The sequence below is a fragment of the Enterococcus sp. AZ179 genome (assembly GCF_050498885.1).
In the GTDB taxonomy this organism is placed as follows: Bacteria; Bacillota; Bacilli; order Lactobacillales; family Enterococcaceae; genus Enterococcus_D; species Enterococcus_D entomosocium.
Genome location: NZ_JBMHEO010000001.1, coordinates 661413 through 674151 on the forward strand (window position 1 = coordinate 661413; position 12739 = coordinate 674151).

13 protein-coding genes are annotated in these 12739 nt (G+C 43.9%); 4 read left to right on the forward strand and 9 right to left on the reverse strand.

The features are described from left to right. Positions 1-73 precede the first annotated feature (73 nt). Complete coding sequence (gene pta / locus IGI88_RS03200; protein ID WP_008380699.1) at positions 74-1057, reverse strand: phosphate acetyltransferase; 984 nt, start codon at positions 1055-1057, stop codon at positions 74-76. 141 nt (positions 1058-1198) lie between these two features. Continuing rightward, the gene (locus tag IGI88_RS03205; RefSeq protein ID WP_005234138.1) at positions 1199-1888 is read right to left on the reverse strand and encodes a uracil-DNA glycosylase; all 690 of its coding nucleotides are present in this window, start codon (positions 1886-1888) and stop codon (positions 1199-1201) included. Between the two features lie 131 nt (positions 1889-2019). Between IGI88_RS03205 and IGI88_RS03210 the strand changes: the two genes are divergently transcribed. Both IGI88_RS03210 and IGI88_RS03215 read left to right on the forward strand, forming a co-directional pair. After that, entirely contained in the window at positions 2020-2889 is an 870-nt protein-coding gene (locus tag IGI88_RS03210; protein WP_016612723.1) for a Cof-type HAD-IIB family hydrolase, read from the forward strand. Between the two features lie 39 nt (positions 2890-2928). Further along, a complete protein-coding gene (locus IGI88_RS03215) occupies positions 2929-3450 on the forward strand; it encodes an LURP-one-related/scramblase family protein (protein ID WP_005228514.1) in 522 nt (173 codons plus the stop codon). A gap of 4 nt (positions 3451-3454) precedes the next feature. Here IGI88_RS03215 and IGI88_RS03220 read toward each other — a convergent pair whose 3' ends face one another. Then, on the reverse strand, positions 3455-4021 hold the full coding sequence (locus IGI88_RS03220) for a GNAT family N-acetyltransferase (protein WP_005234129.1): 567 nt from the start codon (positions 4019-4021) through the stop codon (positions 3455-3457). A 93-nt stretch (positions 4022-4114) separates the two neighbouring features. Further along, positions 4115-4492, reverse strand: coding sequence for an SMU1112c/YaeR family gloxylase I-like metalloprotein (gene gloA2 / locus IGI88_RS03225; protein WP_429960199.1), 378 nt, complete (start codon positions 4490-4492; stop codon positions 4115-4117). Positions 4493-4627: 135 nt separating this feature from the next. On the opposite strand from gloA2, the gene nrdI reads away from it, so the two are divergent. Beyond that, on the forward strand, positions 4628-5077 hold the full coding sequence (gene nrdI, locus IGI88_RS03230; RefSeq protein WP_005228511.1) for a class Ib ribonucleoside-diphosphate reductase assembly flavoprotein NrdI: 450 nt from the start codon (positions 4628-4630) through the stop codon (positions 5075-5077). 41 nt (positions 5078-5118) lie between these two features. Beyond that, a complete protein-coding gene (locus IGI88_RS03235; protein WP_086297932.1) occupies positions 5119-6768 on the forward strand; it encodes a MutS-related protein in 1650 nt (549 codons plus the stop codon). 67 nt (positions 6769-6835) lie between these two features. On the opposite strand, the gene IGI88_RS03240 is transcribed toward IGI88_RS03235, so the two are convergent. The 5 genes from IGI88_RS03240 to IGI88_RS03260 all read right to left on the reverse strand — a co-directional run bounded on the left by IGI88_RS03240 (position 6836) and on the right by IGI88_RS03260 (position 12669). Next, positions 6836-8656: an LTA synthase family protein gene (locus tag IGI88_RS03240; RefSeq protein WP_086297935.1), complete on the reverse strand. Its 1821-nt coding sequence runs from the start codon at positions 8654-8656 to the stop codon at positions 6836-6838. A gap of 190 nt (positions 8657-8846) precedes the next feature. After that, positions 8847-9671: an ammonia-dependent NAD(+) synthetase gene (gene nadE / locus IGI88_RS03245; RefSeq protein WP_008380685.1), complete on the reverse strand. Its 825-nt coding sequence runs from the start codon at positions 9669-9671 to the stop codon at positions 8847-8849. A 62-nt stretch (positions 9672-9733) separates the two neighbouring features. Next, positions 9734-11200 carry a nicotinate phosphoribosyltransferase gene (locus tag IGI88_RS03250; RefSeq protein WP_008380683.1) on the reverse strand — a complete coding sequence of 489 codons (1467 nt, stop codon included), beginning with the start codon at positions 11198-11200 and terminating at the stop codon, positions 9734-9736. 247 nt (positions 11201-11447) lie between these two features. Beyond that, positions 11448-11801 (reverse strand): DUF1827 family protein, encoded by a 354-nt coding sequence (locus IGI88_RS03255; protein WP_010749898.1) that lies wholly within the window; start codon positions 11799-11801, stop codon positions 11448-11450. Continuing rightward, positions 11788-12669: an HAD-IIB family hydrolase gene (locus IGI88_RS03260; protein WP_196043943.1), complete on the reverse strand. Its 882-nt coding sequence runs from the start codon at positions 12667-12669 to the stop codon at positions 11788-11790. The genes IGI88_RS03255 and IGI88_RS03260 overlap by 14 nt, the downstream gene beginning before the upstream one ends. Positions 12670-12739: the final 70 nt, after the last annotated feature.

Below are 12739 nucleotides of genomic sequence, written 5' to 3' on the forward strand. Positions count from 1 at the left end.
TCAACTTTCCAAAAGCAAAACAAAAAACTGACCCTCAAGGGATCAGTTTTTCATAAGTGCAGCGATTGGCTGCTTATTTTTCCATTAATGTTTGTGCCGCAGTAATGATTGATAATTTGTAGACATCTTCTTCATTTGAACCACGGGACAAATCAGAGATTGGTTTGTTCAACCCTTGTAAGATTGGTCCAATCGCTTCAAAGTTACCGAAACGTTGGGCGATCTTGTAGCCAATGTTTCCTGATTGTAAATCGGGGAAAACAAAGACGGTTGCTTTACCTGCTACTTCAGATTCAGGAGCTTTCAATTGCGCAACTGCTGAGATATACGCAGCATCGAATTGCAATTCTCCATCGATTTGATATTCTGGTGCCAATTCTTTGGCGATTTTTGTTGCTTCAACGACTTTATCTACTTCCGGTGCTTTCGCAGAACCTTTCGTTGAGAAGCTTAACATAGCAACTTTTGGATCGATTTCAAATAATTCAGCGGTTTTCGCTGAGTCAACAGCGATTTCTGCTAGTTCTTGTGCATTTGGGTTTACATTGATGGCACAGTCTGAGAACAAGTATTTTTCTTGGTCACGACCACGAACCATTAAGAAAGCACCACTTGTACGGCTCACACCTGGTTTTGTTTTGATGATTTGTAAAGCGGGTCTTACTGTATCACCCGTAGAATGGATCGCTCCGGAAACCATTCCTTCAGTAATGCCCATGTAAGTCAACATTGTACCGAAATAGTTGACATCTTTTAAGATTTCTTCTGCTTGTTCTTTCGTTGCTTTGCCGTTGCGGCGTTCCACAAAAGCTTCAACCATTTCATCCCAACGATCATAATTTTCAGGATCTAAAATTTCAAAGTTTGATACGTTGATTCCGCGAGCTTCTGCTGCTTTTTCGATTTCAACCGGGTTACCGATCAAAACGGGTTCAATCAATTCTTCTGAACGTAGACGGCTAGCAGCACCTAAGATACGAGGATCTGTTGCTTCTGGAAAAACGATTTTGATATGACGACGCACGATTTTAAATTTTAAACTTTCGAATAATTCCACGGGTAAAGACCTCCAGTTTTTTTATACCCTTCCATTGTACAATAACTGCGAAAAAAAGAACAGATAAAAATCCTGTATTAGTCGATTATTTTAAATATCGTTACCTTTTTCACAAAATCATCAGTTCTAAATAACACAGTTTTACAACTGTGTTATTTTTTCCGGTAACGCCCAAGAAATCGGTTCTTCCCCTAATGCCAGCAACGCTTGATTGATCTTAGAAAAAGGCTTTGAACCAAAGAATCCTCGATGTGCCGACAACGGACTTGGATGAGGCGCTGTTATAATAATATGTTTGCTGGTATCTAGTAAAGCGGCTTTCTTTTGAGCGGGTTTGCCCCAAAGCACAAAAATGACCGGTTTTTCTCGTTGATTCAATTTTTCGATAATCGTATCTGTCAGCTGCTCCCAGCCATGCCCGTGATGTGAATAGGCTTGTCCCTCACGTACCGTCAATACGGTATTCAACAATAAGACCCCTTGCTGCGCCCATGGCACAAGATAGCCATGGGACACAGGTGCAATCCCTAAGTCATCGGCTAATTCCTTGTAAATATTGCGTAAGGAAGGCGGTATTTTGACCCCCGGCTGCACGGAAAACGACAGTCCGTGGGCTTGGTGAGGGCCATGATAAGGATCTTGACCTAAGATGACAACTTTTACGTCATGGTATGGTGTCAGTTTAAGTGCTTCATAAATATGATCCATCGCTGGATGGATCTTTTGCTGGGCATATTCTTGTTTCAAGAAAGCCCGTAGTTGTTGGTAATAGGGTTGCTCAAATGATTCCTGCAATTGTTCTTGCCAATCATTGTCCAATAGTCGTTTCATGGCGAATCTCCTTTGTTTTCTTCTAGGATAACAAATCCCTCCCCTTAGAAACAAGAATTACTCTTCGAAAGAAAAAAATCCGTGATTTATGGTACACTATTTGTAGAAACGATTAAGAAAGGACGCTGACAATGATCAAATTAATTGCTTCTGATATGGATGGTACGCTTTTAAATGCCAGTATGCAGATTTCAGAAGAAAATATCCAAGCAATCAAATATGCCCAATCCAAAGGAATCGAATTTATGGTCGCAACTGGCCGTAACCGTAAAGAGGCATTGCCGCCGCTGCAAGAAGCCGGGATCGACTGTGCAATGATCACCTTGAATGGGGCCCAAGTCTATGACGAAGCGGGTAATTCATTATTTACTGTGCCGATCAGCCATGAACAAACTCGTTCGTTGATCGACCTACTAAAAGAAAACGACATCTATTTTGAGGTCTCAACGAGCAATGGGATCTATTCGGAAAGTCAGACACGTCGGATCGAAAATTTTGCGATCCATACGGCAGAAGCAATGCCCCATCTCACTCATAAGATGGCGATTGCTATGACAGCTGCCCGTTTAGAATTTTTACCGATCAATTATGTCGATGATTTCAGTGAGTTGTTTTCGATCGAAGAATTAGAATTTTTGAAAGTGATCTGCTTCCATCAAGATGGTGCGCGGGTATTGGGTCCTATCACGAAAATCATCGATGGGTACGGCGATTTAGTGGTGACTTCTTCTGGACAAAACAATATTGAGATCAACCACCGAAACGCGCAAAAAGGAATCGCAGTGGCACATGTCGCCAAAGATCGGATGATCTCACTGGCGGAAGTGATGACGATCGGTGACAACTTAAATGATGTAAGTATGCTGCAACTGGCAGGCGTTAGTTTTGCAATGGGAAATGGCGAGTTAGAGGTAAAAGAAGTCGCGAAGTATTTGACGGACACCAATATTGAGGCTGGTGTCGGCAAAGCAATCGTTCGGGCAATTGATGAAAATCTTTAAACCACGCAGCTTTTTGGGGATACATGAGGAGGCGTAAGTATGTCAGAATTTTTCATCCAAGATAGGCAACTTAGCAGAGTCACACGAACCATTGTCAAAGATGAAACAGGCAAATCACTATTTTTGATGGTGGGACGTTGGGGAACCAAGGGCGATGCCCTCTCCCTTTACCGTTTAAATGGGCAAATGGTCGCTAGTATCAAACAAATCAGCTTTACTTTTGGTACACGCTTTGAGATCTACAAAGACTTTGAGAAAGTCGGTACACTGCAAAAAATCTTTAACTGGCCAGGTGATTTCTACTATATCCAGCAGCTTCACTGGGCGGTCCACGGCGATATCTATAATCATCGCTATGGGATCCATCATTTCAATAAAAAGATTATGGAGATGGACAAAGCGACCTTGTTGACGGGGGATTATTATGTACTGGATGTTGTCGATGACCGGGATGCGCCGGTCTGCATCTGTATTGCGGCCGTCATGGATTACTGGCTGTACAATCGGCACCGCAAAAAAGACCATCCTCTTGAGCTTCGACTAACAAATGGAACCAGCTGAAAAATCAGCTGGTTCTTTTTTGCATATGGTCGTAAAGATGGCCACTGATCTCTCTTTGGGCCACGACTTCAAATCCGTGCTTTTCATAGAGCCGCTTCGCATGGGGATTTGCTCGGTCAACACTCAAGCCGATCACCTCATAACCATCTCTAGAAGCAATTTTCGGCAATGCTTCTAACAAGGCTGAGCCGACGCCTTTGCCCCGAAATTTCTCAGCCACACAGATGGTATCTAAGTACCATTCATTTGGTAAAGTCTCTTCATCGATAAACAGCTTCATGTCTTTACTCAAACCGTACTGTTCCAGCACTTTATCTAGAGGCTGATCGATCGTCGCCTCTTCTTTGTCTGGATATCCAAAGGCGACGCCAGCAACTTCTCCGTCGATCTCATTGACTAGCGCACGGCGAAAGCCGTAACGATAATCGGGTTCTAGCATGGCATCTGCCAATATCTCTAAGGTCTTGGCTTCTCCGATCTCTTTGACAAACGGCAATTCCATGTCCTTTAAAATGACTAAAACGAGTTCAGCCATGACAAAACGATCTTCTTCTTTTGCAAATCTTATCATGTTTTTTCCTCCTTGCTTCTATACATAGAATAACAATTCTCTCAAGAAAAACCAAGTTGAATCGACAAAGGATCAACACAAAGTCTTCCTTGTTTATTCATGTAATTCCAACGGCAAGCCGTCTGGATCTTGGAAAAAGGTCATCTTCTTATTGGTGAAGGTATCAAAACGAATCGGTTCGCACACAATCCCTTTAGTGGCTAACTCCGCTACGACTGCTTCAATATTTTCCACCGCAAAGGCCAAATGTCGCAAGCCGGCTGCTTCGGGAAAACTTGGTCTTGCTGGTGGTTTTTCCACCACAAACAGTTCTATTTCTGATTCCCCAAAGCGCAAGTCGATTTTTACATCTTTCTTTTCTGGGCGCGCATGTTCACGAATCACTTCAAAGCCTAATTTTTCTACATAAAACTCTTTGGTCTGTTGGTAATTACTAGCGATGATCGCCACATGATGCATTTTTGAAAACATTATTGCCACTCCTTTGTATTGGACTCCTCTCTCAGTTTAAAGCCTTTGGCTGCATTTTACTAGAAAAGACTGCCGAAGTTCTCCTCTTTTCATAAATGGTTTCTGTTATACTAGAAAGCGGAAGGTGATAAAAAAATGAAACTACTTTATATTTCAATCTCTGGAAATACCCGTGCATTCGTCAACCGCTTGTTGGCCTATGCAGATCAGCAAGACACACCGAGCACTTGGGAAGCCAAAGAAATTCATGACAATAGTGTCTTTGAACAAGAAGACGAACCTTATGTGGTTTTTGTCCCTACCTATTTAGAAGGTGGAAACGGCGTCGATAACGGCGATCAGGAGATCCTTACAGAAACCATGCGGGAATACATTGACTATGAAAACAACGCCGCTCTTTGCTTAGGCGTGATCGGCAGCGGCAACAAAAACTTTAATTATCAATATTGCTTGACCGCAAAGCAATATGCGGAACAATTTTCGATTCCGTTCTTAGCGGATTTCGAGCTGCGAGGCACGACCCAAGATATTGAACGGATCTATGCTTGTTTAAAAGAAATCGATCCTGCCCACAGCAACACTTAGCTTTAGCCAGCATTCATTAGCCATTAGGAGGACTTTTGCATATGGAACCACAAACGATGGTCATTTTGATCATACTCGCCAGCATTCTCATCTTGACCGCACTAGATATCTGGAATCGATACAAAGTACGCCGTTACGTTCGGCTTGCTTGGGGAAAACTTCCCCGTCAGCCCCGCTTTGATAAAGAAGCGAGTTTGAAAAAAGCTTGGCTGACTGAGAAGAAGTTTCACGATTTTGATAGCGAGGTCGATGACATCACTTGGTATGACTTGGATGGCTTTTCGTTGTTTGAGTCCATTAATCTGACGTTTTCCAGTGTTGGTTCAGAAGCGTTGTACCAGCAATTACGCAATTTCCACTTCAAGCCGGACAAACAGCTGACCAAATTGATCGACTTTTTTGCTGCTGACAGTGCCGCACGCGAACAATCCCAATATACGTTTGCTCGTTTAGGAAAACAAGATGATAATTTTTCGAAAGCCTACTTGGCCAATGAAGCGGCGCAATCGATCGGTTCTCTGCCGTTCTTTGTCTTTTTAGGTGTGCTGCCATTAGTCGGCATCTTGCTGCTCCTGCTGGGGATTGTCCAAGGCCTCCTGTTGACGTTGATTAGTGTCGTTTTCAATACGATCTATTACTCTATCAAAAAAGCCAAGCTGGAAACAGAACTGAACAGCATGCGCTATTTGGTTCAAACGATTGCCTGTGGCAGTCAGATCGCTAAAATCAACACGCCCCTCCAAGATGAGATCAAACAATCCTTGGCACCATTAAAGAAGATCACTCGTTTCGCTTTCTCGTTTCGTGCCAAAAACGGCAGCGAAGGAGACATGTTGTTTGAATACATCAATATCATTTTTATGCTGCCGTTTATTTCCTATCAAACGGTCACCACTACTCTGGCCAAACACCAACAAGCAGCCATCGATCTGTGGAATTTGCTGGGAAAATTGGAAGTCGCAGCCGCCATTTTAAATTTTCGCACGTATATGCCCATCACTTGCCTACCGACCTTCCAAACAAGCGGAGGTGTAGAAGCAACGGGTACGTATCATCCCCTTCTGAGTGAAGCAGTCATGAATGATGTCACTTGGAACCACAATACCCTTGTAACTGGCTCCAATGCCTCAGGCAAATCGACATATGTCAAAAGTGTCGCCATCAACTGTATTTTGGCACAAACGATCCAGACAGCAGTAGCTGAAACCTTTACGATGGTTCCTGGTCACGTCATTACCTCGATGGCTGTCGAAGATGATCTATTTGAAGGCGACAGCTATTTCGTGGCGGAGATCAAATCCATCAAACGCCTGCTAGATACCGTTGCCACGAAACAGCGCTGCTACTGTTTTGTTGATGAGATTTTAAAAGGAACCAATACGGTGGAACGAATCGCTTCTTCTGCCAGCATCATCCATTGGTTGCGAGCCTACCCATCATTGGCCTTTGTCGCTACCCATGATATTGAGCTGACTGAAATTTTGAAAAATGATTGCCGCAACATTCATTTTTCTGAACAAGTCACGGAAGATGACGGCATCTCCTTTGATTACAAGGTCAAATCCGGTCCTGCCTTGAGCCGCAACGCGATCGCCCTCTTAAAAGTCATGGGCTACCCTGAAACGATCGTTCAAGACGCCTATGCCGCCGCCAATAATTTTGATCAAAACCGCAAATGGCAGGAATTATAACTTCACACACACAAAAGCGCCTTATCCCAGTGTCAGTCACAGGATAGGGCGCTATTTTATGTTTTATTTAGTCAAACAAACCAGTCGTTAAACTGTATTGCTCTCCTTGTAGCACATCGTATTGGATCAAACTATAGGCATCATAGATTTCTTGGGCTTCTTGATCCAACGCAAGAGTCGTCTGCCATTGTCCCTCTTGATAATATTGACCCAGTTCAAAAGCCGGCAACTCATCTTGCAAGGCCAACAACAACTGGTAAAATCCGCTGGTTGGTTGATCACTGGCTTCTAATAGGTTCGGTGCAAAATAAAAAGGACTTGTTATTGGTACATCTTCTGGTGCAAAATTCCCTTGCGAATCAACCATCAAAAACTCGGTTTCATGCAGGGCAGCCGTTTCATTTTGATCCTTGATTTCATCGGCATAAATGCCTGGTAAATGATCGCCCCAAAAGACGACCAACGTTCGCCGATCCAGCTGCTCTAATTCAGCCACAAAGTTTTTCAACGCTGTACTGCTATAAGAGATATCCTGTAGGTAGTTTTCCAAGGAAGCCATATTGCCCGGACCGCTCGCTTGGTAATTCAGCGTATCGTATTTGCCAGCATAGGGCATATGGGTCTGCATCGTCACTAAATGGACAAATTGCGGTTGCTGATCGTTTTCCAACAATGCCAGCACTTCTTTGTAGGCCGCCTCATCAGAGATGTAAGGATTATTTTCGATTTTGTCGGTATAGGTCATCGTATCTTGATCGATAAACTGTTCAAACCCCATCACCCCATAGACATCCTTGCGTTTGTACATTGATGTATCGTAAGGATGGATCGCCGTTGCCGTATACCCTGATTGTTCCAAGAAAGAAACCAAGGATGGCAGTTGCGTCAATTTCGGCACTAGCATCGTGTAAGGCGTTGTCATTTGCGGATTCAATAGGCCCATGGCAAAACCAGTCAACGCTTCAAATTCGATGTTTGCCGTACCGCCCCCATAATTTTGCGAAAGCATTTTTCCACTGATGGTTTGATCGGCGACGTGGTAATAGTCTTTCAACGGATCGCCGGTGATCGACAAGCCATTTAAATGGCTCGGGTCGGAAAAGCTCTCACTCATCACATAAACGATATTTGGTGCTTCACTTTCACGGTCTTGGTTTTTCTCCGCCGCCTGTGCATTGTAGGTATCCGCAATCGCTTGGATCGCTTCTTTTGAATACCCCTCAGGCTTCGTCATGGCATCTACCCGCAAGTTGTACAAAAACCCACCGATAAATCCCGTATTGTAATAGTTCATTTTTTGTGAATACGGAATCCAGAGCGCCGTCTGATTGTAGGCTTTGCGTAGAAGGTTGTTGCTGTCGTTGAAGTGTGAAACATAGACTAAGCCCAGCGAGCATACGACCAGCACTGCCCCTCGCATTACTTGTAAACGCCGGTTTAATTTGCGGCTGCGATAGATACTCCAGCCGATCGCCCCGATCGCCGCCAGAGCAAAGAGGATGGCTAAGAAAAACGCGCCATTGCCGATCATGGTTCGTAGAAGGTCGAATTGAGTGACCATCTTTAAATCATCAGGATAGATTGGTTCTTGACGATAGACCATCTTCGTATGGTTGGCGTACCCTAAGATTCCGATGACGACACTATAAAAGATGCCCCCGATCAGTACTGAACCTGCCAAACTGGCAAACACCCCATACACCAGCAGTAGCACCCCACAAGCCAAGAAAAACTTTGCTGTATGCCACGAAAAGGCAAATTTCAAGGCTAATTCAACGGAAAGATTGTTTTGACACCATTGCAAATATAAATTACTGAAAATGATCAACAGGACGATGGCGATGCCTTTTAATGCGATCTTCAGATAAGGATGGCTATTTATTTTCACGAAGGAACATTCCTCCTTTTCTACACATTCTAGGTACCCTCGTATTTTATGCTTTCAAGGCAAGAAAGTAAAGCCGAGGTAAGAAGCTTTTGTTATTTTTAAAGAAAGCAACCCTCATAAAAAAGAGTCTAAGGTTTCTTGCCCCTAGACTCTTCTTTCTATCCGAATGGAACTCAATCACTGGTTTTGTTTATTTCCAAAAATCATCAAAAATCGTGACTGGCAAGTGGCGTTTGTGTTGCGTTTTGTTCCACCAGTTTTCAATGGTTTGTTGGGCTTCAGCCGCAATTTCCTTGCCTTCTAAATAGTCATCGATGTCGTTGTAGGTCACTCCTAAAGCTGCTTCATCTGCAACTAAAGGTTTGCCGTCTTCCAAGTCCGCAGTCGGGACTTTGGTATACAATGCTTCTGGTGCGCCTAAGTATTGCAAGAGTTGGCGGCCTTGGCGTTTGTTTAAACGAAACAGTGGTAAGATATCGGCACCGCCATCGCCGTATTTCGTAAAGAAGCCGGTGATATTTTCAGCAGCGTGATCCGTACCCAGAACAGCTCCTGCTTTTTCACCCGCAATGGCATATTGCGTAATCATCCGTTGACGGGCTTTGATATTGCCTTTATTAAAGTCAGAAACCGCTAAGCCTGCTTCTTCCACCGCTTGCACTTGGGCATCGACGGCGTCTTTGATGTTTACCCGCAGCTCAATATCTGGTTTGATAAATTCAATGGCTTTTTTGGCATCTTCTTCATCTGCTTGTTCCCCATAAGGTAAGCGTACCCCTATGAACTGATAGTTGGGATTCCCGGTTTCACTGCGCATTTCCTCCATCGTCAATTGCGCGATCCGGCCAGCTAATGTCGAATCTTGCCCACCACTGATCCCCAAGACAAACGTATGCAAGAACGAATTCTTTTGCAGATACGCCTTTAAAAAATCAATACTCTTACGAACTTCTTCTTTCGGGTCGATGGTCGGTAAGACTCCTAATTCTTTGATAATTTCTTGTTGCATGGTCATAGAAACGCCTCCTCTTATTTTTTGAAGCAGCTGACTGATCCTAGGACCAGCGCAGTTGCGGATTATAAAATCGCGCCATTGGTTTGTTTGCGTACTTTTTCAATCGTGCGCATTTTATGATCCCAGCATTCTTGCGAGAGATCGACTGGGTATTTCTGTGGATTCAAATCACGTTTGTACTCATCCCAAAGGGAATCCAAGCAATTCGTCGCATAGGCTTTGACGTGTTCTAAGTCAGGTACTTGATACACTTGCTGGCCATCCACAAAGATATCTTGCAACAATGGTCGCGCATCAAAGTTCGTCACTGTTTTGTTGATAAAAGTGTGAACAGGATGGAACATGAACAGTTCGTCTGCTGCTTGCGGATTTTCTTCCCATAGCGTGACATAATCGCCTTCTGATTTGCCGTCCGATTTACGGGTGATCCGCCAGACTTGTTTTTTCCCAGGGGTCGAAACCTTTTCGGCATTGCTGGATAATTTGATGGTGTCGATCATTTCTCCCTGCTCATTTTCGATGGCAACCAGTTTATAAACCGCACCTAATGCCGGTTGATCGTAAGCGGTGATCAGCTTGGTGCCGACACCCCATACATCGATTTTCGCCTTTTGCATTTTCAAGCTTAGAATCGTATTTTCGTCTAGATCATTGGAAGCATAGACTTTGGCTTCCGTGAATCCCGCTTCATCCAACTGTTCACGGACTTTTTTCGAGATATAGGCCATATCGCCGCTATCGATCCGCACACCCAAGAAATTGATCCTATCCCCCATCTCTTTGGCCACACGAATCGCATTTGGCACACCTAAACGCAAGGTATCATAGGTATCGACTAAGAATACGCAATCTTTGTGGGTTTGGGCATACGCCATAAATGCATCATAGTCATTGCCATAGGATTGCACGAGGGAATGGGCGTGGGTTCCGCTGGCTGGGATGCCAAAAATCTTCCCTGCCCGCACATTACTCGTCGCATCCGCTCCGCCAATATAAGCCGCTCGGGTCCCCCAAATGGCTGCATCCAATTCTTGTGCCCGACGTGAACCAAATTCCAACAAGGGATCCGTGCCGATCACAGATTTGATGCGGGCAGCTTTCGTGGCGATCAAGGTTTGGAAATTGACCATATTCAGTAGCGCTGTTTCGATCAGCTGCGCTTGTGCTAACGGCCCTTCTACTTGAATGATCGGTTCATTATTGAAGACTAAATCGCCTTCTAACGCTGAACGAACGGTACAAGCAAACTTGAACTCCTTTAGATACTCTAAAAAAGCTTCTGGGTAGCCGCCGATTTCTCGCAAGTAGGCAATATCCGTTTCTGAAAAGGATAAATCGTTCAAATAATCGATCAAACGTTCCAGACCGGCAAAGATCGCATAGCCATTTTCAAAAGGCATGTCACGGAAATAGCATTCAAACACCGCATTACGATCGGCTCTGCCTAACTCCCAATAGGTTTGCATCATGTTGATTTGGTAGAGATCGGTGTGCAGCGTCAAGCTGTCATCTTTAAATAATTTCTGCATGTTCTTACTCCCTCTAGCTTACTTCTTCTCATTATAGCAAAAAAAACACAAAAGACAGAAAAACTTGTTTTTTCAAAAAAAAGTTAGGCTTTTGCCAGTACAAGGCAATCCATCTGAGAACAAATTGCTCAAAAGCATGGGTCAGCCTCCTACTTATTGCGCATTATTCCTGCGCGCGTATAAGGTCGCCCCTTTGTTCAACGTTTGATTGCTCTTGCAACGTGCATGTCCCAACTTCTTTCAACTACTATTCTTTCACAGGCAATTGAACAAGAATGACATCTTTCCTCGGTTTAGAAAAGGTGATGCCTCTTGCTTCCATTTCTTTACGAATATTAACATTGACGGTCACGTCTTTGCGATCGACCTTCAGCAAACGATGAATCGCTGTGTCGACTTCTTCCCGACTGATTTTCTTTTTATTGTTGATCAATACTAAAGAAATCGTATCAAAACTATCCACATAGAGAATCTGCGTCCGATCAAGCGAATACAATTTGTAGTATTTGATCGCTATTTTGTCGAATAGATACTTGGAGATGTTCGGGTAAAAAGTTTCCATATTTAGATTTTGGTTTACTGGGGTTTCAATCAACTTCATGCACAACATCCTCTCTCGAAACTAATTCTGTTAAAATAAAGCGGCCAACACCGCCGTCTTCCGCGCGCTCAATGGTTCGATCACAAACTGCTTTGATCGCTGGGCTGGCATTTGCTACAGCCAAAGAAACATCCACCGCTTCAAACATCGCAAGGTCATTTTCACCATCACCGATCCCGTAGCTTTTGGCAGCGGGAAAAGCTTCTAAAAAGCTACGGATCGCCGCACCTTTGGTCGCCAATGGATCAACGATTTCCAGTGTTTGGACAAAGGATTGAAAAATCGCTGCCGTTTCTGACTGGATCATCGCCCGCAGCCGTTCTCTTTTTTCGTCTGACGCTTCCATCAGTTCGATTTTGATGACCTTTATCTCTGGATGTTCCTTCATAAACTGCAACACGTCGTCTTTATGAAGGCATTCGTTGTAGAAGAACTCGTATTTGTAGTCAGCGATGATTTGCCCTCGCTCCCCTAACTCCGCGAGTAACTGCTTGCGGCTTTCTTGAAATTGCGCTTCATACAAATGCGCTTGTGGGGAAATGATGCCATGGTCAGTATGTAAGAAATAAAAAACCGCTTCTGTTTCTAAGATACCAATCACTTGCGCCAAGGTCTTATAGGGCAAGGTATGCGTCAAAACAGGCGCTTCTCCTTTTACCATCAGACCGGCGCCGTTTCCGAAAATCACATCGCAGGAAAGGCCTTCTTCCGCCATCATATCTTGAACAAGCTCAAATCCTCGCCCTGTGACAAACACAAAGTGATCCCCTTGGGCTTGCAAACAACGGATGGCTTCTTTATTGATCTCATGAATCGGGTGCCCCATTTCTTGAAACGTCCCATCAATATCAGAAAAAACTATTTGCATCTTATCTTCCTTTCTTTGTTATAATTATAGCACATTTTAAAAAACGCAAAAAAATTTTCTTGACTTTGTC